General features: G+C 35.6%; 20 protein-coding genes. 6 read left to right on the top strand and 14 right to left on the bottom strand.

What is annotated here, in order from left to right; translation table 11 throughout:
- Positions 1–42 precede the first annotated feature (42 nt).
- Together QPL79_RS01980 and QPL79_RS01985 are read right to left on the bottom strand one after the other, a co-directional pair.
- The gene (locus tag QPL79_RS01980) at positions 43–438 is read right to left on the bottom strand and encodes a thioesterase family protein (RefSeq protein ID WP_285273107.1); all 396 of its coding nucleotides are present in this window, start codon (positions 436–438) and stop codon (positions 43–45) included.
- Between the two features lie 342 nt (positions 439–780).
- The gene (locus QPL79_RS01985; RefSeq protein ID WP_285273108.1) at positions 781–1,806 is read right to left on the bottom strand and encodes a phosphate signaling complex PhoU family protein; all 1,026 of its coding nucleotides are present in this window, start codon (positions 1,804–1,806) and stop codon (positions 781–783) included.
- A gap of 268 nt (positions 1,807–2,074) precedes the next feature.
- On the opposite strand from QPL79_RS01985, the gene QPL79_RS01990 reads away from it, so the two are divergent.
- The 3 genes from QPL79_RS01990 to QPL79_RS02000 are packed head-to-tail and all read left to right on the top strand — an operon-like array spanning position 2,075 to position 4,753.
- Positions 2,075–2,524, top strand: a complete 450-nt coding sequence (locus tag QPL79_RS01990; RefSeq protein ID WP_285273109.1) for a hypothetical protein — start codon at positions 2,075–2,077, stop codon at positions 2,522–2,524.
- A 37-nt stretch (positions 2,525–2,561) separates the two neighbouring features.
- Positions 2,562–4,010, top strand: a complete 1,449-nt coding sequence (locus tag QPL79_RS01995) for an ATP-binding cassette domain-containing protein (protein ID WP_285273110.1) — start codon at positions 2,562–2,564, stop codon at positions 4,008–4,010.
- 26 nt (positions 4,011–4,036) lie between these two features.
- Positions 4,037–4,753 (top strand): hypothetical protein, encoded by a 717-nt coding sequence (locus QPL79_RS02000; protein WP_285273111.1) that lies wholly within the window; start codon positions 4,037–4,039, stop codon positions 4,751–4,753.
- Positions 4,754–4,767: 14 nt separating this feature from the next.
- On the opposite strand, the gene QPL79_RS02005 is transcribed toward QPL79_RS02000, so the two are convergent.
- From QPL79_RS02005 to QPL79_RS02050, 10 genes are all read right to left on the bottom strand, one after another.
- The gene (locus QPL79_RS02005) at positions 4,768–6,072 is read right to left on the bottom strand and encodes an NAD(P)-dependent malic enzyme (protein ID WP_285273112.1); all 1,305 of its coding nucleotides are present in this window, start codon (positions 6,070–6,072) and stop codon (positions 4,768–4,770) included.
- Between the two features lie 154 nt (positions 6,073–6,226).
- Positions 6,227–6,886, bottom strand: a complete 660-nt coding sequence (locus tag QPL79_RS02010) for a dolichol kinase (protein ID WP_285273113.1) — start codon at positions 6,884–6,886, stop codon at positions 6,227–6,229.
- A gap of 35 nt (positions 6,887–6,921) precedes the next feature.
- Positions 6,922–7,371 carry a hypothetical protein gene (locus tag QPL79_RS02015; protein WP_285273114.1) on the bottom strand — a complete coding sequence of 150 codons (450 nt, stop codon included), beginning with the start codon at positions 7,369–7,371 and terminating at the stop codon, positions 6,922–6,924.
- Between the two features lie 145 nt (positions 7,372–7,516).
- Positions 7,517–8,557: a family 1 encapsulin nanocompartment shell protein gene (locus QPL79_RS02020; RefSeq protein ID WP_285273115.1), complete on the bottom strand. Its 1,041-nt coding sequence runs from the start codon at positions 8,555–8,557 to the stop codon at positions 7,517–7,519.
- Between the two features lie 150 nt (positions 8,558–8,707).
- Complete coding sequence (locus QPL79_RS02025; protein WP_285273116.1) at positions 8,708–9,262, bottom strand: hypothetical protein; 555 nt, start codon at positions 9,260–9,262, stop codon at positions 8,708–8,710.
- 49 nt (positions 9,263–9,311) lie between these two features.
- Entirely contained in the window at positions 9,312–11,171 is a 1,860-nt protein-coding gene (nrdD, locus tag QPL79_RS02030; protein ID WP_285273117.1) for an anaerobic ribonucleoside-triphosphate reductase, read from the bottom strand.
- Between the two features lie 319 nt (positions 11,172–11,490).
- The gene (locus QPL79_RS02035; RefSeq protein WP_285273118.1) at positions 11,491–11,694 is read right to left on the bottom strand and encodes a hypothetical protein; all 204 of its coding nucleotides are present in this window, start codon (positions 11,692–11,694) and stop codon (positions 11,491–11,493) included.
- A gap of 2 nt (positions 11,695–11,696) precedes the next feature.
- Complete coding sequence (locus QPL79_RS02040) at positions 11,697–12,497, bottom strand: ABC transporter ATP-binding protein (RefSeq protein ID WP_285273119.1); 801 nt, start codon at positions 12,495–12,497, stop codon at positions 11,697–11,699.
- 7 nt (positions 12,498–12,504) lie between these two features.
- Entirely contained in the window at positions 12,505–13,497 is a 993-nt protein-coding gene (locus QPL79_RS02045) for an ABC transporter ATP-binding protein (RefSeq protein ID WP_285273399.1), read from the bottom strand.
- Between the two features lie 141 nt (positions 13,498–13,638).
- Complete coding sequence (locus QPL79_RS02050; RefSeq protein ID WP_285273120.1) at positions 13,639–15,153, bottom strand: sugar ABC transporter ATP-binding protein; 1,515 nt, start codon at positions 15,151–15,153, stop codon at positions 13,639–13,641.
- A 106-nt stretch (positions 15,154–15,259) separates the two neighbouring features.
- Here QPL79_RS02050 and QPL79_RS02055 point away from each other — a divergent pair, with 106 nt between their 5' ends.
- The 3 genes from QPL79_RS02055 to QPL79_RS02065 all read left to right on the top strand — a co-directional run bounded on the left by QPL79_RS02055 (position 15,260) and on the right by QPL79_RS02065 (position 18,188).
- Entirely contained in the window at positions 15,260–16,225 is a 966-nt protein-coding gene (locus tag QPL79_RS02055) for an ABC transporter permease (RefSeq protein ID WP_285273121.1), read from the top strand.
- A gap of 92 nt (positions 16,226–16,317) precedes the next feature.
- Positions 16,318–17,457, top strand: coding sequence for a sugar-binding protein (locus QPL79_RS02060; RefSeq protein ID WP_285273122.1), 1,140 nt, complete (start codon positions 16,318–16,320; stop codon positions 17,455–17,457).
- Positions 17,458–17,666: 209 nt separating this feature from the next.
- Positions 17,667–18,188 carry a hypothetical protein gene (locus tag QPL79_RS02065; RefSeq protein ID WP_285273123.1) on the top strand — a complete coding sequence of 174 codons (522 nt, stop codon included), beginning with the start codon at positions 17,667–17,669 and terminating at the stop codon, positions 18,186–18,188.
- Here the strand turns inward: QPL79_RS02065 and QPL79_RS02070 are convergent.
- Together QPL79_RS02070 and moaA are read right to left on the bottom strand one after the other, a co-directional pair.
- A complete protein-coding gene (locus QPL79_RS02070; RefSeq protein ID WP_285273124.1) occupies positions 18,163–19,422 on the bottom strand; it encodes a metallopeptidase TldD-related protein in 1,260 nt (419 codons plus the stop codon). The two genes, QPL79_RS02065 and QPL79_RS02070, sit on opposite strands and share 26 nt — an antisense overlap.
- 82 nt (positions 19,423–19,504) lie before the next feature.
- Positions 19,505–20,431, bottom strand: coding sequence for a GTP 3',8-cyclase MoaA (gene moaA / locus QPL79_RS02075; RefSeq protein ID WP_285273125.1), 927 nt, complete (start codon positions 20,429–20,431; stop codon positions 19,505–19,507).
- Positions 20,432–20,438 lie beyond the last annotated feature (7 nt).

Raw genomic sequence — 20,438 nt, forward strand, 5'->3', positions numbered from 1 at the left:
TTTAACAAGAATTTAAATTGATGTAATTTTTCGCTATACTACTTAGCCTATTAACCTTCTAACCTTATCCAAAAATCTTCTAACATCAACAACATACCTCTCATGAACACCCTCACCAACTAAGACATTTTTCCAAAAAGCCTTAACCTCAAACATTAGCCTTCTACCCTCTTTTGAAACAAGCTTCACCTCAATTCTTATAGTAGCTCCTGAAGGTGCTGGATTAACATGTTTAACATTAATTATGAAGCCAACAGTTGTGTAACCAACTGGAATATATTTTTCAATACATTTCGAAGCTGTTACCTCCATAAATAATATCATCATCGGCGTAGCCAAAACATTAACATGTTTTGCAATATGCTCATCACCAATTTTATAATCTTCAATACATGTAATGCCAGTAGGTATTAACTCTACGAGGTCCTCATAGCTCATAGACTGCACCTATAGCTTTTAGAGATTTAACTATGTAGCTTTGCAGCATTTGCCAAAAAAGTATTTGTACTAAATCAAATATGTAAAGAGCTTGTCAAAGAAACTTTGAATAGATGTTTCTACAGGAATCTGTCTTGGGCAATTACATGGTATTTGTTTTGAAAATATTTTAACTGTTCTTTACTTGTATCAACAGCCTTTTTATTGTTCAAGTCTTTTTACTTAGCCAAGGTAAATACACAAAGATTATTGGGTTTGGGACATGGAATTTGAATACATGCTTTGCTTTTTCAAATTCAAAAGCTTTAGAATGTTGTAGGAAGGAAATAGCTTGGGATTTGTCTATTCATATATCATTGCTGAAACAAGTTCAAATGGTATTAAGCTTAGTATATCATAAACATTCATTGCTATGTTCTCAAAGGATTTTATGAATTCAGTGAACCAATAAAGATCTAAGCTCTCAATTAGTTTTACTCTTAAATGCTTTAGGCTATCTCTAGTTATTAAACATGTTTTCATGTATTGTCTAAGCTCTGCTATTTCAATTGATTTTTCATGAGCCTTCATAACAACATCTCTGTAGATTTCATCGATGTTATTTACAGCTTCTTTGACTTTGTCAATACTTTCTTTGCTAAGCTTTTCCCTCTTGGGGCTAAGCTCTATTGATGCCAATGCAGCGTTTTTAGCTTCATCACCAATTTCCTCAATGAATTTTATGAGCATTCTTGAGTCAACAAGCTTTAGAAGAACTTTTGGCTCAAGTACCTGCGTCAATATCCTTTTTCTTATTGTTCTTGTTATGTAGAAATATAATCTGTTGACATCTCTATCTCTAAGCACAACTGCCTTAGCCAACTCTATGTCTCCAGACTCTAGAGAGTTGAAAGCATCGAGGTACATAAATCTAATCATTTTGTGCATGTTTCTTATAAGTGAATCTATATCAGCATCTTCAGATGCTAGAACCTTCAAAACAATATAGTTGCTTCCAATATCAACTGTTTCCAGTCCTAGCAAAAGATCTTTTGTAGACTCTATAACACCCTTAACCTCTCTCTCAATTGCTCCACCAGAAAACCTCAGCGTTATTGTGTCAAAACCTCTAAGATAAGCTGTCAAAAGAGATGTGTAAACCTCTGCAGGCTTATCAACAAAAATTTCAATTTCGTTTCCATACCTAGCTTCTGAAGACTCCAACACCTTCTCGCTTTTTGCAATAGGCAAAATCTTTAAAGCTCCGTCAACATCTATAGAAACCTCTACAACAGATCCCTTGTCGAGATTAAATCTTCTAAGCCACTCCTTAGGCAAAGCCACATATACAGAGCCTCCTATACCTTGCAATCTATATATTTTCTTCAAAGCAAACACCATTTGATATGTGAACAGTGTTTAAGCTAGTTTAAAAAGTTTAAATTTTATCAGCTTTAAACATCAGCCTTAAAACATTTGGCAATGTACATATGATTAAATTATGTCGATTTAAGTGATGCAAACGTCTCAAGACAGAAGACAAGGAAAGGTCTTTGGATATTCAGAAATAGCTTTACTAGCAATCTTTTCAGGTCTTTCGATAATGCTTCACATATTCCAATGACCATATCCATTAACAACATTTTTAAAATTTGATTTGGCAGGTGTTCCAATAGCTGTATTAACATTACTAAATATGAGATTAGGTTTAATATCATTACCTATTTTCTGGATTGGAAGTGTTGCATTAACAACAGATCCAACAAAGGTTGTTGGACCTACAATGAAAGTTGTTGCAGAGGCTTCTACAGCTCTTCCCCTAGCGCTGCTATTCAAAGCTCTAGAAGCCAAGAAGAAACACTACACACATGTAGCAGCTTTTATAGCTGCACTTATTAGTCGTGTTGGTGTTATGCTTCTTTTAAATTATTTAGTGGCGCCTTACTGGCTTATATGGACTGGATGGATGAAGAACTTTGAAGCTGCATATAAACTTGCATTGGCTTATCTACCAGTAATTGCTTTGTTTAACGCTATTGTTGTTTGTTATGTTGCTTCTCTATCACTTAGCATATTTGCTACGCTCAAGAAGTATTTCATGTTTTAGATGTGGCTGAATAAGACTTGGTGAAGGGAATAGTAGTATGAATAATGTTGTTGAAGTTAAAAATCTTTGGCTTAGATACAAAGATGGTAACTGGATACTTAAAGGACTTAGCTTTGAAGCTTCTGATAATGAGACTCTTCTCATAGTTGGTAGAAGTAGTAGTGGCAAATCGTCTTTTGCAAAAGCATTGATAGGCATAGCTCAAAGCATTTTTGGCGCTGAGGTAAGTGGCGAAATCTCGTTGTGTTCTAAGAGATTGGATGAGATGAGCTTAAGAGAGGTTCAGATGTGTGTACAAATTGTTAATCAGGATCCATACACACATTTTTTAGAGCCTATACCAATAGATGATTTGATTAGCTATGCTGAGAAGTTTTATGGGGAGGAGGCACCAAGTTATGTCAACAAGATTATTAGGTTATTGAAGATTGAAAGTATTGTTGAAAAGCCTATTACAGTTCTTTCGAATGGTCAAATGAGAAGAATTTCCATTGCCAAGACCCTTATTCCAAATCCAAAAGTTTTGATTTTAGATGAGCCCTTCATGTGGTTGGATGATAGTGATGGCATGGAGCTTGTTGAGAATGTGATTGACATGCTTAGAAAAATGGGGAAAACAGTTATAATCTTTGAACATAGATTTAAACGCTTGGTTAATAAAGTTGACAAGTTTTATGTGCTTAAAAACGGTGTTTTAGAGAAGCTAGATACTAACATTCTTAAAAACAAAATGGATGGCATAAACAATCAAGGTAATGCAAATTTGGTTAATCATAAACTTGATGATTTAGCTAATCAGATTAGTCAATGCGATGTTGTTTTAGAGATGAACAATGTTTGGTATAAATATGATAATTCTAGGTGGATTTTGAAAAACGTTAATATGAGGATTTGTAGAGGTGATACAATAGTTATTTATGGTGTTAATGGTTCTGGAAAATCAACCTTGCTAAGAATTTTAGCAGGTGTTCTAAAACCTGTGAAAGGCTATGTAAAGAGATATGCAGATGTTTCTTATGTTCCTCAACTACCTTATTTGTTCTTTACCGAGGACAGTGTAAATGAGGAAACAGAGGCTATATGCAAGGCTAAGAAGCTTGGAGTGAAATGTATCGAGAAATGTAAAGAAGTTCTGAAGAGGTTTGGTTATGGTTATGACGATTTTGAGAAACTTCCTTTGAATTTATCCTGGGGACAAGCTACAAGACTTTCAACTCTCTTAGCATACTTTACGTCAAAGAAAGGCGTTGTGCTTTTTGATGAACCATTTACAGGGTCTACATATATAGAGGCTTATCAGCTTATACAAACACTTTCTACATTATCAGATGTAGCAAAGATTATTACCCTAAGCTCCAAGGACTATATACCCCTCTTTCCATATGCAAAAACATATGTACTTGAAGAAGGTGTTTTAAAGCCTTTTCTCTATACAGACAACAGCATTAATCAATTAATTGAACTAGCTACAAAAATATATAGCTAGACTTTGGCAACTTGGTGTAAATCTTTATGAGCATATTCAAAGATTTTTTCAATTTCTTCATAATGCAGAAAAGGGGAAGTAGATTCTCAATACATTTTAGATTCTTGTTGTTACTTACCTTACTTGTGGAGATAGTAGTCTCTATAACATTCTTCAAAGATTCTAACATACTATTTACAGTTTATGTTGTTGGAATCTCTTTTGCAATTCTGTTTGCTGTTAGCAACATTAGAAAAGTGTTGAATGCGTTAAAACTTCCACTAATATTTGTGTTGATAGGTTTTGTAACAATGCTGTTTTCAATGATAATGGGCTATGCAACACCATCTCTAAAAACGATCATCCTATCCTCTGCGAAATTAACTGCTTTATTTCTTGTTATTGCACTTGGTTTTCAGTGGATTAGCTTGAGAGAGTTTAGATGGGTTTTGAAGAAGCTAGGTCTTGGAAAAATAGGTAGCTTAGCAACAGTTGCACTAGCTGTAATGCCTGTGCTAATGTATCTCTACTCAGATGCTTACATTGCTACCTTACTAAAACTGGGTAAAAACAAGGTGCATAAAGCATTGAAGCCTATCATAATACATGCTGCACTACTTTCAAGAGATTATGCCCAAGCAATATACTTATATGGATTACCTAAAACAATTCAAATAGATATGAAGAGGTTTGATGTAAAGGAGCTATTGCTGTTTCTAGCCATTTCTCTTATAGGTTTAGCTTTACAGCTTTTAGTACCATGATAAGTTTTTCCATGTTATATCGTAACTAATTTTGATTCTAAGGCTATTCTCATGTATTTTTTGGTTTTTTCAATAGTTTCTCTAATTTCGTTTTCAAGTTCGTTTCTTGACATTTTTCTTCTAGCGTATCCAAGTTCTATTGCTTTTTCTGCTACTGCTATAGCTTCTTTAACATATAGTTCTGTTTCTTGCATAGATCCTATGATTCTCTCTTCGTGAATTCCAGTTTCCTCTGTGTATTTTGCTATTGCATATGCTGCTGCAATAAACATTTCATCACTCATTTTCCTAGCTCTAACAGTTAAAACACCTCTGAAAACTGCTGGAAATCCAAGGCTATTGTTTATTTGATTTGGAAAATCACTTCTACCTGTAGCAACTATTTTTGCACCAGCCTCCTTAGCTTCCCAAGGCCAAATCTCTGGAATTGGATTTGCTTCAGCAAAAACAATTGCGTCTTTATTCATCAATTTAACCCACTCCTTTTTAATAACCCCGGGACCAGGTCTAGAAGCAGCAATAACAACATCTGCTCCATTAAAAGCTTTCTCAATTTCTTGAACATCATCACCATTTGTTTCTAAAACAACTTGGTATTTCCATGGATTTTCAGTTTTCATCTTCTCTAAATCTCCTCTATTTTTGTGAAGAACACCCTTGCTATCCACAACAATAATATTATTTGGTTTTGCACCAAGAATTTTCAAGTATTTGTATGTACACAAATTAGCTGCTCCAGCACCAAACAAAACAATTCTCACTTGGTTAATCCTCTTATCAACAATCTTAAGAGAGTTGATCAAAGCCGCTATAGTTACCAGGGCAGTTCCTTGTTGATCATCATGCCATACTGGAATGTTTAGAATTTGCTGAAGTTTCTCAAGAATATAGAAACACTTTGGAGATTCTATATCCTCAAGATTAACAGCTCCAAAACTAGACTCAAGAGCCTTCACAATAAATATGAAATTTTCAGGATCTTTAACATTAACAGCAAGTGGAATTGCATCAACACCACCAAGATACTTAAACAAAAGCGCCTTGCCCTCAAGCACAGGTAGACTAGCCTCGGCACCAATATCACCAAGACCCAGAACCCTAGAACCATCACTTACAACAAGTGCTGTGTTCCAGCGCCATGTAAGCTCAAAAGACTCGTTCTTATCAATATGAATCCTTTTGCACACTTCTGCAACACCTGGTGTATACCAAATGGCAAAATCATCTAAAGATCTTATGGGAACCTTTGGAACAATTTCAATCTTTCCCTTGTAAAATCTGTGAAGCTCAAGAGACTTGGTAAACCAGTCAAAACCCATTCTAAATCACATTTTTACGTATTTGCAGTTGTCAACTAAAAATTTTTCAATATTTGATGAGAACATTACATACATCTATTTTTCCTCACTGCGGGGCCTCATCACAAATCAGAATCGGAGATCGCAGACATCTCAAAAGGTTCTATATACAAAACTATTTTAAAGCTATTAGAGTTATTGTCGAGGTTATCGCTATCAATGCATTGTCATCTATGTATCCAAATTCAAATCTTTCCACAAAAGTAGCTAGAATTGCTGCAACAACTCCAGCAAATCCAGCTAGAAAATAGCCCATGGGTATTGTCACAGCAGCCATGGCTAAGTTTCCAATCCAGTGTTTTGTTCTTCTTCCAAAAACAGCATTTCTAACAATACCTGTAGCAGCATCTCCAAATGATATGAATAGTGCTGGTATTATTGATTTCCATGGATTGTTTAGAAAAAGCCACAAAACCAGTATCGACGCCCCCCATGCAATGCAAAAGTTAACCTCGTAGACATTGTCCTTTGTTTGAAACCATTCAAGCTCTTTACCCTTAATGTGAGGATACAATGTTATGAATGCTAATATAATTGCGAAAACGAATGGTGTAAAAGGCTCTTTGAAAAGAATTGGCACCAGCAACGCTATAAAACCACCTGTGGAGATGTGTATAATCTTTCTATTATAATATACAACAACATTTTTTCTAAATCCTTTTCCAATAAGATAACTATACAATCTTCTAGTAAAGATTGAGACAACAAGTAAGACATATATGAAAAGAGGAATAGCTATGGCAAAATCAAATACAAAAACCTTTAAACTAGTCACAATATTTCACACCACTAAACATTCAATGAAAAAGATTAGCTTAGCTTTGTTAAGTCATACACTTGCTTATTTTCATTCACAATACCTATAAATGCTGTAGCACCTTTAATTTTAATAGCAGCTACTTTATAGTTATGGTTTTTTGGAATAGCGCTATAGTCTTTAATTGTTACAACAATTGCGTTTTCCTCTAGAATATCGTATGAGGAATCATCAATTTGATATCCCATGTTCTTTAAATTTTTTATATGCTTTGCGATTCTTTTTAATGGCTTTATGTAAACAGAATTCCAAAGCCATATCTTTAGCCACGTGAAAAAAGCTATGATGGGTAGCAAAATTAGCAGTGTTGTATAAAGTATTGAGTAGTTTTCAACAATTTTAGAGGCAACTACTAATGCAATTATTATTGGCATTGGTGGCAATATTACGAAAAATATTAGTGTTCTCCAAATCTTCTTTTCTAAATTTTTTAAAATACTCATTGCAATCAACAAATAATATTTTAGATATTTAAATTTAAAAGTTCATATAAGAATTTTGATTGTAATAGAGATTATAAATATTAGATGATGAAGACTGTGAACACTAGATAATGTGATGAGGTGTTTCAAGACTGGTTAAAAACATTTACTTTATTTGCTTTAGTATTGCAATTCCCTTTTCTATTCTTGGTCTCACTGCTATTGTTTCCCATACTCTTAGCTTGTGATAATCATTTTCAGGACCTAAGTAATCAACTCTTGTATCAACACCAACAACAATGTCTATAACATGCGGATTTGCAGAAACTATTAACGCTGTATCCTCTGGCAAAATCGGTGTTGCAACAACATCTTTAACTATGCCCTTAATTCTTGTTAGCTCCATTACACCAGTTTTCTCATGAACTGCCAAAAGCTTTGTATATCTAACGGGATTAACAAATAGCACAAATGGTTCTCTAACACCACTTTCAATCATTTTTGCTACAGCTTTTGCAACATCTGATAGTGCTTGGCCAGGCTCATCCCAACTACTCATATCCATCTTAACTGGGTTTGCAAGTTTCAACAGCTTTTCCAATATGAATTTATCTTCTAGTGATGCAAACTCTATGGAGGCTCTATAGCCATCTCCAAGCTCTATAGGCAAATTAGTTGCTTCCCCATATTCAACAGATCTTTGAGAAACCTTAAACTCTACGGAAATGTCTTCAAGAGGTAGAACAACTCTGGAACCTGTTCCCACAACCTCTAGAGGAACCCCCTCAACACCTCTACCAACAACTGTTAAAGGTAAATACTTCCTAAAGACTCTAACAGAATCAACAGCTTTCACAATAGCTTCTGAAACTCTTTTCCAAATATCATCGCCTTTACCAGCTGGCGGATCTGCAACTTCAATTCCTGTTAAGCTCTTAACTTCCTCAGCTCCTCTTTTCAGCTCCTCAACTTGCTGAGGATCCAAAGTCTTTAAAACAGCTAGAAACTCCCCAACATGTGTCTTCTCCTCTTTAGCAATATCCTCAAAAACCTTTCTAATTTTCTCATCATCTATTGATCTAGCAAGCTGGAGATATAGGTTAATTGCGTCAAGCTCAGCTATTATAGCAAGTCTAAGAGCTTCAGCAACTTCATCTTTAGAAAACTTTCTGCCAACAGGTAAATCAAGTGGATGCTTAGAGAGCATGTTTACACACCACACCAACAAAAATCTATATACATAGACTAAAATATAAACTTTGCTAATTAAAATGGGGAAAAGTGCTCTAATAACTTTTAATTAAACGGATTGTGTTTATGTTAAACCTGAAATACTAATTCAATAAAAATGTTGGTGCTAAGATTTTTCAATTTTCTCAACTATTTTTCTAATTTGTGTAGAATTTTCAATTATTTTCTCAACCATACTTCCAATGGATTTTAAATCCTCCTTCAATTCCTCTAATTTGCTTTTAAGCATTGCATTTTCTTTTTTAAGATCCTCAACTTCTTTACTAAGTCTTGAAAACTCTTCAGGTTTAGCAGATTCTACAACAGGTATTGAAAGCTTTAACTCACCTCTAGCAAGCATTTCATAAGTTTCTCTAACAAGCTTCCCAGCTTTTGTTTCACCCTTTAAATGCTTTCTTATTGTTGCCTCAGTTCTTCCAAGTTCTTCAGCAATTCTACTAATGGGATAGCCAGCTTTATCCATTGCAAGTGCTGCAGCAGCAACAGCTAAGCTATCAAGCCATGTTGTTAGCTCTTCACCAGATAGAATTGTTTGAACAACATCAGGTCTAAATACAGTTCCAAGTATTAACGCTGTTTCTAACTGCTTTATCTCTCTTCTCGAAATTGGTGCAACAGGTATTTCTATTGAGATAGAAATTTCCTTTACAGGAAGAGACATTTTTTTTCACCTAGAATAATTCTTGGTGTTAGAATATAAAAATCTTAGTTTAAATCATTTCAATAATATCATCTGACATATCCTTTCTAACATTGAATTCAGCAACTCTGCCACTATTCCATGACTTTACAGGTCTGTAATAACCAACTATTCTACTCCACAAATCTGTTGGTGCTCCACATTTGGGGCATTTAGATAATCTACCAATTGCTCTATAGCCGCATGATGAACAAACAACAAGTGTTGGCGTAATTGACATGTAGACAATGTCTGTATCTCTAAGTGTTGTTGTTACAAACTTTGCTACAACATCTACTGGAAGTTCTTTATCAACAAATACATGCTTTATTACACCACCTGTGAATAGCTTTTGACACTTAGATTCTATCTCTAGTTGCCATCTAAGATGAAGCGTTGTATATGGTGGTGTTAACTGATTTGTGTAAAATGGTGCTTTTCTGCCATTGATTTCCCCAACAGGAATATATGTTGTTAGATCCTCGGATGTGCTAAGCTTTTTCGCATACTCTATATCTTTCCACGCAAGCTTAACACCAAGCGTTTCCCCAGGAACTTCCTCAATGTTATACAAAACATTGTCTTCTTCCTCAAATTCTCTAAGCCTACTATTTATATAGTTGAGAATATTACTATAAAGCTTTACAATTTTTGGTATGTCACTTGGCTGTGCATTGAACCAGAAGAATGGGTCTCCAAACATTATCGATACATATTCAGCCATGCCTATAACACCTATTGTGTTGTAATAGAATTTGAATGGGTTAACAGCATCTATATACTCTCTAGTCATTGGATACATGCCTTCTGCGAAAAGCTTTTGATATCTTGCTCTAAACCACATCAATGTTGCTCTAGAGATCTCCAAAAGCTGATCAAGTTTATCAAGCATTGTTTTATCATCGGATGTTCTAGCAATCATTGCTAGCCTTGGAAGATTTATAACAACAACATTTACAGAACCTACAGATGGTGGCATATCCCATACACCTTTTGCTTGGTGAAGAATCTCCCTAACCCTGCTCATGTCGCTTATAAGCCTACAGCAAAAACTAAACAAGTCCTCAGCTCTGTTGTTAAAACCATTGAGGAAGTACATTTGACCTGTTTTAGCAACCATTGACCAGTACAAACTCCAAAGCTCTGAATCACTCTCCAAAATCTTCTCCATGTCTTTATTCATAATTGTTGTTGGTATTGGAAATGTAAATGGCTGGTGAATAGCATCGCCTTCAGCAAAAACCTCTGCAAAAGCTTTCAAAACCTGTTTTGCTTCATCGAAATAGTTCTCGAATGTTTCTGTAGAAAGCTTGAATTTGCTACTACCTATGGATATTGGCTGTGCTCTGTAAAACTTGTTGCTAAGCGCAAAAACAATGTTTGAAAATGGGCTTTGACCACTTTTCAAAGGATAGTTCAAGTTATATACAAATCTCTGAACATTTTGCTTTATAGCGCTATAGCCAAGACCATCCCTTTTAACATATGGAGACAAAACAACATCAACTCCATAAAGACCAACAGCACCAGTTCTCTCCTGACTAAATATATAAACAGCATTAACAAGCTGATCAACAGCCGAATCCAAATGTTTCGGAGGTCTTGAAACAACAGTTGGTGTTCTAAGACCCTTCTCAACAATAAGCTTAGAGTCGAGACCACCACAATAAGGTCTCGCCACAGAACCATCTCTCAGCTTATATATGTATATCCAGCCTTCTTCATGAAGAATTAAAGCAGATTTTGGAAGAAGCTTTTGAGCCTCTTCATATATTGCAGAGCCAAGTACATGAGCCATTAAACCAGATATGGATATAGGCACATTAGCATTATCCTTAGTAGCCCACTCTAACCCACTTAAATACTCCTCAATAAGCGATTGCCTAGCCACTCAAACTCACCTTGGTAACAAAAATATTTGCTTCCATGGATTTTGTTTCACGGGTATAGTAAGACCCATAATACATCTCCAACCAGATAGTAATATTCTAATATTACGTAAAGATTCAAAGGGTAATTACAAGAGAGGGTTTGCTGAAAGTTACCTAGAGGTTATCTAGTAATTGCAGAATTGTTTAAGTATCCTTAATATGTCTCCATATAGGGGCAATAGTGATTAGTATTGAAAGGTTTGATTTTATCACAAAACTTTTTTCACAACTTTTCATAAATTGTGAAACAAAGAATTGTGCTTTTAAAATATTATGATTTTATACATATCCTTCTCTTATCTCCTTTCTAATTCTATGTATTATCGCATATATTCCTATGATGGTTATGATCATTAGAATACTCGTAAACTGTACTGTAAAGTCGAAACGTTGTTGTGAGAGATAGTATGCAATAACAAATATTTCTAGTATTAAAGCCCATATAAGCATTGTTAAGAAGTATCTGTGTTGTTCTATAGCCACAGTCACCACTGCCACTTTTTGTAAAGTGTTGGCACGCTATCCAATAGCTGTTTTGTATATTCGTGTTTTGGGCTCTTAATTACTTCATCTGGCGAGCCAATATCAACTATTTTGCCTTTGTACATAACCATGATCCTATCAGAAACATAATATGCCAAGCCCATGTCATGAGTAATGAATATTGTTGATGTTTTGTAATCGTCTCTTAAATTCATAAACAATTTTATTATTGCTCCTCTCATTGATGCATCTATCATCGAAACAGGCTCATCAGCTAAAATGAGCTTTGGTTTTAGAAGCCAGCATCTTGCAATCATAAGTCTTTGTCTCTGGCCTCCGGAAAGCTGATGAGGATATTTACCTAGAACATCTTCTGGTATTAACCCAACATATGATAAAGCCTCTCTAACAAGCTTCTTTCCCTCATTAGAGCCTGGTGCTATGCCAAGAAGATTCAAAGCTTGATTCAAGACTCTATCAACGGTGTAGAATGGATTGTAGCTAGCATAAGGATCTTGGAAAACAGCATGCACCTCCTTCCAATATGCTTTCAACTCATTTTTAGATTTTATATCTCTCCAAATATCTTTTCCCTGAAATTTTATAATACCACTTGTTGGAGGCAGTAATCTCAGTATCATTTTTGCTGTTGTTGTTTTTCCTGAACCACTTTCACCAACTAGAGAAACAACCTCCCCTTCTTTTATATCAAATGATATGTTGTTAACTGCTATAATTCTTCTTTTTCTAATGAATCCAGATTCATATACTTTTGTTAGGTTTCTAACTTCAAGTAGAGTCATTTTTCAATCACCTTTTTACATGTAACCAGCATGAAACAAAACGATTCTTATCAACTTCAATCATCGGCGGCTCCTCCCTTCTACAAACATCCATAGCAAATGGACATCTAGGATGAAACCTACAGCCAGGTGGGGGATTGGATAAGTCTGGTGGTTGCCCAGGTATATATCTTAGTCCTCTCTTCCTAACCTCCTCTTCTGGTGTTAATACAGAGCCCATTAACCCATCTGTATAAGGATGCAAAGGCTTAGCTATAACATCATCTGTTGACCCATCTTCAACAATTTTTCCTGCATACATAACAACAATTCTTGTTGCTAATTGTCTTACTGTTGCAATGTCATGAGTTATAAATATGATGCTTTTTATAATGTTTTTGTTATAAATATCTATAAAGGTTTTTAGAACCATTTTCTGTGTAACAACGTCTAATGCAGATGTTGGCTCATCAGCAATTAAAAGTCTTGGGTTTAGAAGTGTTGCAATTGCAATAACAGCTCTTTGCCTCATACCACCAGATAGTTCAAAGGGATACATGTTAATAGCTATTTCAGGTAATCCAATTTCCTTAAATCTTTTAATAGCAAGCCCAATAACCTCTTCTTCATCAACTTCTGGATTATGTGATTTTATAACATCTAGAATTATTCTTCTAATTCTCAATGTTGGCATTAAAGCATTTAAAGCTGCTTGAGGTATGATAGCAATTTCTCTTCCCCAAATCCTTTCCCTTAGTGTATCTCTATCAAGCTTTTGAAGCTCTAAAAAATCATTTCCAGTAAACAACTTTACAGAACCACTAACAAAAATAAGAGGAGGCCTAATATTCATCATAATAACATTTGCAAGTGTTGACTTTCCACTACCACTTTCCCCAACAACACCAATAATCTCTCTTTCAAAAACCTTAAGAGAAACCCCATCAACAGCTTTAATAATTCTTTGTGTAGGGCCTATTACTTGCCTATAATATGCTTTTACATTATTTAGCTCAAGCAGAGTACTGTACGTGGATAACCACCTTTACAAGAGACTGTGTATAAACAAGCTCTGTACTTTAAAAAGTTCTTATAAATTTTTTGTTATAGTTCAAATGCTGCATACCCTACATAACAATAAATACTTTAGTACTTTGTTTTATCACTTTGCTTTGTTTAGTATAGCAGCTTCAGCAACTTTTTGCTCACTTGCCTCCTCTTTTCTAAATTCTGCAACTATAGTACCATTTCTCATAACAAGTATTCTATCACTCATGTTCAAAACCTCTGGAAGCTCCGAAGATATCAATATTATGGCTTTGCCCTCTCTTGCTAGTTCAACCATAAGCTTTCTGATTTCGACTTTAGCTCCTACATCGATTCCATGTGTGGGCTCATCTAATATTAAAACCTTTGCTCCTGTAGCCAACAGCTTTGCTACAGCAACTTTTTGTCTATTTCCACCACTAAGGTACATGGTTTTTCTATATGGGTCTTTAGGAACTATTCTCAGTTTCTCAATGAATGATTTAACTATTTCATGCTCTTTTCTCATATCTACAGGGGATACCAAACCTAGTTCAGATAGCTTTAAAGAATTTGCGATGGAGAGGGTTATGTTATCCTTTACACACATTAAATAGACAAGAGCTAGTCTCCAGTCCTCGGGTAGATAAACAATGCCATTCTTTATAGCATCGAAAGGCTTTTCTATTACTATTGGTTTTCCTTCCAAGAGTATTTCTCCAGATGCCTTTCTTCTATAACCTATTAATGTTTGTGCCATTTCAGTTCTTCCAGAACCTACAATACCATATATGCCAAGTATCTCCCCCTTTCTAACATAAAATGATACATTCTTTATAAAACCTGTGTAATCTGAGAGATTCCTGACTTCAAGAACCTTATCACTAATTTCAACAGGTTGCTTTGGAAAGAACTCCTTAACCTCTCTTGCTATCATAGCCCTTATAATTTCGTTTATGTTAAACTGATCTCTAGTAAACTCCTTTACTATTTCACCATCCCTCATAACATATATTCTATCAGCAACCTTCATAACCTCTTCAATTTTGTGACTAACAAATATTATTGATATGCCCATAGACCTTAACTTAAGCATTAGATTCAACAACTGCTCAGTTTCAAAAGGTCCAAGAGCTGACGTGGGCTCATCAAATGCTATAAGCTTTGCCTTAAAATACAATGCTCTTGCAATTAGTGTCAATTGTGCTATTGCAGCTCCCACACTACTACCTTTAGCCATTGGATTAACATTTACTCCAAGCTCCTTAAACAATTCACTAGCTATTGCTAGTTCTTCTGCTTCTGACCTTGGTTTAAAAAGCCACTTCTTTTCAGTACCAAGAAAAATGTTTTCAGCTAGAGATAGATTCCCAACCAATACTATGTCCTGAGGAATATACATAAGCCCATGCTTTAACGCTTCTAGAGGAGACGAGAACTCAACAATTTTCCCAAACCAATATATTTTGCCACTATCTCTTCTTATAACACCTGTTAAAATTTTTAGCAATGTTGATTTGCCAGCACCATTTTCACCAACTAGCCCCAGAATCTCAGCCTCTTTCACTTTCATAGTAACATTTTTAACTGCTATAACACCTGGATATCTTTTCCAAATATTTTCAGCTAACAAAATTACTTTCTCGCTCAAGCAAATCACTGCACTAGCAATACTTTTCTCACTCCTTCTCTGGATATATAAGCTTAAATTTTTTGCCATAGAATTTACTTATAGTTTATTTTTATTGGGGATATTAATGAGCATAAAAATTGAAGACATTGTAAGAGGTAGACTACCCTTATTCAATGTATTAATAGCAATCGTTCTAATAGCTATTGTGACAGGACTCATTAATCCAAAGTTCTGGGAACTGGGCAACTGGCAAGCGCTATTAACATGGTATCTAGGTCTTAGTGTTTTAGCTATGGGCGAATCAATGGTTTTAATATCTGGTGGAATCGATTTGTCTGTAGGATCCCTAGCTTCATTCTCGTCAATGTTACTAGCAATAGCCGTGGATAGACTGGGTTGGTCTCTTCAACTCTCAATAATATTCGTAATAACTGTTGCTGTTTTTATAGGCTTATTCCATGGAGCATTTGTCAGCATTTTCTCACCGCCACTACCACAAATAATGCCTGCATTCATAATAACCTTGGCAGACAACATATTTTTTGGTGGTCTTGCTACAGCACTCACACTTGGATGGCCAATACCACTATACAAATACCCTGACTTGATGCTAATAGCAACACCTTGGATGCTCGCTTCAATACTTTTAATTGTTGCATTAGTATCTATCTATGTACAGAGATACAGCATTATAGGAAGATATATATATGCTGTTGGAGGTAATATTGAGGTTTCGCGATTAAGTGGTGTACCCATAAACAGAGTTAGACTATTTGTTTATAGCTATAGCGCTATGTGTGCATCTATTGCAGGCATAATATTTACTGCGTTGATGATGACTGGCTATCCAGGTGTTGGAAGAGGTCAAGAGCTTTATGCTATAGCATCAAATGCTATAGGAGGTGTTAGTTTAGCTGGTGGAGAAGGAAATGCTGTAGGAGCTGCTGTGGGAGCATTCTTAATAACGCTAATTAGAAATGCCCTTGTTTTAAGTGGTGTTTCACCATATTGGTATGACCCAGTAACAGGAGTTATTTTGGGTGTTGCTGTTGCAGTTGATTTATATAGAAGATCTAGAGGTGCTAGATAAGATTCAACTTAGAGTATACTCGTATATATCATTTTTGTGCTACATATAGATTTTTTAGGTCTGAAATTTTAAACCTATTTTCGGTGTGCTAGATGAGAGGAATTGCAAAAACTACTTTAATAGCTATAATAATTGCAGTTGTGGTTATTGCTGTTGCTGGTGGTTATGCCGCTTACTGGTTCTATAGCCAGCAGGCAAGACCAAGCAAGCTTGTATTTGTAGTTATAGGCAAATCTGTTCACCCATATTGGTCTGTTGTTGAAGCAGGTGTGAAGAAAGCTGGTCAAGAGCTTGGTGTTGATGCAATCTTCTGGGTTCCTCAGAAAGAGGATGTGCAGGCTCAGTTAAGCACAATGGATTCATATATTGCTCAAAAAGTTGCTGGCATAGCTATTGCACCATCTGATCCAAGTGCAGCAACACCATATATAAACAAGGCTTTGCAGCAAGGCATTCCAGTAATAACTATAGATACTGATGCCCCACAGTCAAACAGGTTAGCATATCTTGGCACTGGAAACTATAAAGCTGGTTGGCTAGCTGGTTTAGCTGCTTGGCAGCTCGCAAAAGAGAAGGGTTATATAAAGCCTGGTGCAACAATTAAAATTGCCATGTTAACAGGTTCTCTAACAGCTATGAACTCTCTAGAGAGAATGGCAGGATTCAAAGATGCTATAATGAATTGCTCTCAAAAAGATCCAGACATAAAAGGTAATATCGAAATTGTTTGGCTAGGTCCATACAATGATCAAGAGGATCCAACACAAGCATTGAATCTCGCACTTTCAGTTATACAAGCAAATCCAGATTTAACAATAGCATTTGGTGTGTATGCCTATGACGGTCCTGCATGGGCAAAAGCCTTGCAGCAAGCTGGTATACCACCAGGCAAGGTTGTGCTAGTAGAATTTGATGTGACATCAGATAATGTGCCACCACTGCAGCAAGGCTATGCTCTTGTTACCGTTGGGCAAAGACAGTACTTCATGGGTTACTATGGAGTAAAGCTACTATATAACATGACCAAGTATGGTGTTGATGAGGCCCTCAAAAACTTTGTGCCGGGATATCCAAATAACAAAATATTTGATACTGGTATAGATCTTGTTGGAATGAGTCACAAAGAGTTTACAGCACCCACAGGAGAGAAGGTAACAATACTATCACTAAGTGAGTATAAGCAACTTGCTCAAGAACTAGGCATAGACCCATCTTTGCTTGGTTTAAGCTAAAATCATTTTTAATAATCCAATTTTTTTTAACTATTTTACATATTTCTTCAGAGCTACTCCGGTTTCATCACAACTCAATGCCATCGCCACTCATCATCTAAACACACAAATACTTTTTGTGGTAATAAAATTTTAAGAAAGTACGAATCTGATAAACATGATATGGTGCAGCATTTTCGCAATTAGTTATGTGTTCTAGGTGCTGATAATTGGCTTGGGATAGTGATAATGAGTGTTACTTGTATTTGCCACAAGTCATCAGCAATGTTTTTAGAGATAAGGGTGAGGTATATCGCTATATAAACAGTTTTCGTGTTGTGCCAAATGTTATTGAATTGAGTAAAGCTATAGAAGAATTAAAAATTGCTATAAATGATTTTGTGAAGAGAATTGAAAAAACTGTGCAGTGTATTATTGTTGTGAAGACTTGCTATGGTGGTTTTTCAATTGCTATTGTGTTTGATGGTGGGAAAAAAGTTTTTTATGCTCTTCTAAACTCTCTTTATAGCACCAATAACCTTGATTATGTTGTTAATTCTGTTTTAAGCTTTTTGAATTGTTCTGCAAACATGTGTTGTTTAAAGGAGTTGAAAGCTATTTATATTGTTAATGGTGAAAAGCTCAGCTTTGGATTTAGATGCTTATTCGATGTCTTCATGGCAAAGGCTGTTATTCTCAATGCAATTCTTTTGGCGTTTTTCATAGCTAATATACAAATCCTTCGAGAGTAATTTGAGGAGCTATTTCAGTAACTATCCAGTTCTTTTCTTCTGATACCCTCATTTTCTGATTTTTTGCTATGGCGCTGATTCTTTTTAAAGCTTGAAGAGGTATTTTAACTTCTCTAATTCTTATTGACTCACTCAATTCACCATTTACAATAGCAAAGCTTATTTGAGGAACAATCCTAATGTATCCTTCCTCCAATGTTGCAATAGTTACTCCATCTATGAAGAAACCCTTTTTTGTTTCCTCCACCATTTCCTTATCACTCCAATCACCAGAGCCTAGAACAAGTACTGTGTGAAATGGTGTAGGACTTGTGAAGAGACCGTGTGCTGATCCGGGTTCTGAAGAAAAGGCTTTTGCTGTTGCTCTAGTGTGGTGAAGATCTCTAACAATACCATCTTCTACAAGTACTCTCCTCCTTGTTGCCACACCTTCATCATCGAAAAACCTTATCGATGGTGTTTCATGTGTGTTTGGCTCGTCGTATAGGTTGAAACCATCTGGAAAAAGCTTAGCCCCCAAAAGCTTTGCGCTTTGCGGATAAAGTGGGTTTAGCAAATGCGATATCTCATGAATAAGTGCTGCAGTTGTTTCACTGCCTAGAATTATCTGTGATTTTCCAACTTCATATGGTTTCAAAGACTTTACTTTGACAACTTTTCCTATTCTCGAAATAGCATCTCTAAACATAGCATCTATACTCTTTACTATGGAGCTTGCTGACCAAGCAATAAGCATATTGCGTAATGCTGCGAATATGTTTTGGCCATATGTTGTTGAGCCCACCAAACCTATTTCTATATCAACATATTTCTTAACTTCTTTAGCACCTTCCTCACCATTTCTAAAAATAGTTCTTTGAGTATTGTGCAAACCTACAAGAACTTCGCACTTAACACTATAAGAAGCTTTAACCTCTTGACACAAATCTGTTACAAGATTAATTAAATCATCTTCAGATGGAAACTCTTTACCAACTTCAACAGAACCATTGAAAAGCTCTGCATCTGCAAAGTCCCCGCAAATATTGTCTTTTACTAAGCTCAAAACCTTTCTCTCCAGAACATCGGATGCGACTTCACCCCCTTGTGTGGACACTATATACCAACACCCATTCTTATTAACTCTAACACCACTAACATAAGCAGTTAGTGTGTTAATTTCTATAGAGCCATCTCTATAAGCTATTTGCTTAACATTTTCAAAATACTCAACTCTATCTTTGTAAATAGTCATAAAAACCCTCAAAACAGTAATTAATGCACAACAAAGCTAAAGAGCTTTAGCTTAGAAACAGGAACCTGGTATAAACATCAGTCTATTTTTTCAAGGCTATGTTAAAGGGAAGTCTCATTTCATTGACTTTTACAAAAGCTTTTTTAATCTCATCTAAATTGGGTTTAGGTCTTAGAAAAGGTTTTAGATCAACCCCCTTTGTAGCCATTATACATGGTGTTAATATGCCATCGGCTGTTAATCTTATTCTGTTGCAGTACATGCAGAAAACTGTGTTATGAGTCCATTTAACTATCTCAACCTCGTTTCCTGTATTAAGAACATATACGGGTCTGTGATGCAACCCCCTGAAGTATTTACGTATTGATATGCTCTCCAAGTACTTCACAATATCATCTATGGGTTTGTATAGTTTATCAAATATGTGCTTTGGTATTGAAATAGGTTCAAGTTCTATAAATCTGAGTTTATAGCCATGTGTTGATACAAAATCTATAAAGTTTTTATATTCATTGTCATTAATGCCATTTAAAATTACAACATTTATTGTAATTGGATTTAATCCCACTTCCTGGGCTTTTCTCAAGCTAGAAACAACTTTGTCTAAAGCATCAAGGCCTGTGACATATCTATACTTCTCTCTGTTGAGCGATGGCATGGAGACGTTAATTCTCATTAACCCTGCTTCAGCCAGTTTCTCCACATAAAATTCAAGCCAGTAACCATTTGTAGTCATTGACAAGTCCCTTGGTTTTGTTTCTGAAAAAGCCTTTACAATATCTACAATATCTCTTCTAGCCAGGGGTTCGCCACCAGTTAACTTAAATTCTGATATCCCTAGAGAAGAGGCTACTATTGCTATAACTCTATACTCCTCTGCTGAAAGCCCATATCCTCTATTTAGCAATCCTTCTCTATGGCAATAGATACAGCGATAGTTGCATTCACTTGTCACACTAACTCTTAAATTCTCTAGCTTCCTTCCCCATCTATCTACAAGAGATACCATTACACTA

The sequence above is a fragment of the Ignisphaera cupida genome (assembly GCF_030186535.1).
Taxonomy (GTDB): Archaea; Thermoproteota; Thermoprotei_A; order Sulfolobales; family Ignisphaeraceae; genus Ignisphaera; species Ignisphaera cupida.

What these genes read in the sequence shown, in the direction of transcription:
- QPL79_RS02060 (WP_285273122.1), top strand. Translation starts at nt 16,318, where the DNA reads ATGAGAGGAATTGCAAAAACTACTTTAATAGCTATAATAATTGCAGTT.
- QPL79_RS02055 (WP_285273121.1), top strand. Translation starts at nt 15,260, where the DNA reads ATGAGCATAAAAATTGAAGACATTGTAAGAGGTAGACTACCCTTATTC.
- moaA (WP_285273125.1), bottom strand. Translation starts at nt 20,431, where the DNA reads ATGGTATCTCTTGTAGATAGATGGGGAAGGAAGCTAGAGAATTTAAGA.
- QPL79_RS02015 (WP_285273114.1), bottom strand. Translation starts at nt 7,371, where the DNA reads ATGAGTATTTTAAAAAATTTAGAAAAGAAGATTTGGAGAACACTAATA.
- QPL79_RS02000 (WP_285273111.1), top strand. Translation starts at nt 4,037, where the DNA reads ATGAGCATATTCAAAGATTTTTTCAATTTCTTCATAATGCAGAAAAGG.
- QPL79_RS02070 (WP_285273124.1), bottom strand. Translation starts at nt 19,422, where the DNA reads ATGACTATTTACAAAGATAGAGTTGAGTATTTTGAAAATGTTAAGCAA.
- QPL79_RS01980 (WP_285273107.1), bottom strand. Translation starts at nt 438, where the DNA reads ATGAGCTATGAGGACCTCGTAGAGTTAATACCTACTGGCATTACATGT.
- QPL79_RS02005 (WP_285273112.1), bottom strand. Translation starts at nt 6,072, where the DNA reads ATGGGTTTTGACTGGTTTACCAAGTCTCTTGAGCTTCACAGATTTTAC.
- QPL79_RS02040 (WP_285273119.1), bottom strand. Translation starts at nt 12,497, where the DNA reads ATGACTCTACTTGAAGTTAGAAACCTAACAAAAGTATATGAATCTGGA.
- QPL79_RS02025 (WP_285273116.1), bottom strand. Translation starts at nt 9,262, where the DNA reads ATGTCTCTTCCTGTAAAGGAAATTTCTATCTCAATAGAAATACCTGTT.
- QPL79_RS02020 (WP_285273115.1), bottom strand. Translation starts at nt 8,557, where the DNA reads ATGCTCTCTAAGCATCCACTTGATTTACCTGTTGGCAGAAAGTTTTCT.
- QPL79_RS01995 (WP_285273110.1), top strand. Translation starts at nt 2,562, where the DNA reads ATGAATAATGTTGTTGAAGTTAAAAATCTTTGGCTTAGATACAAAGAT.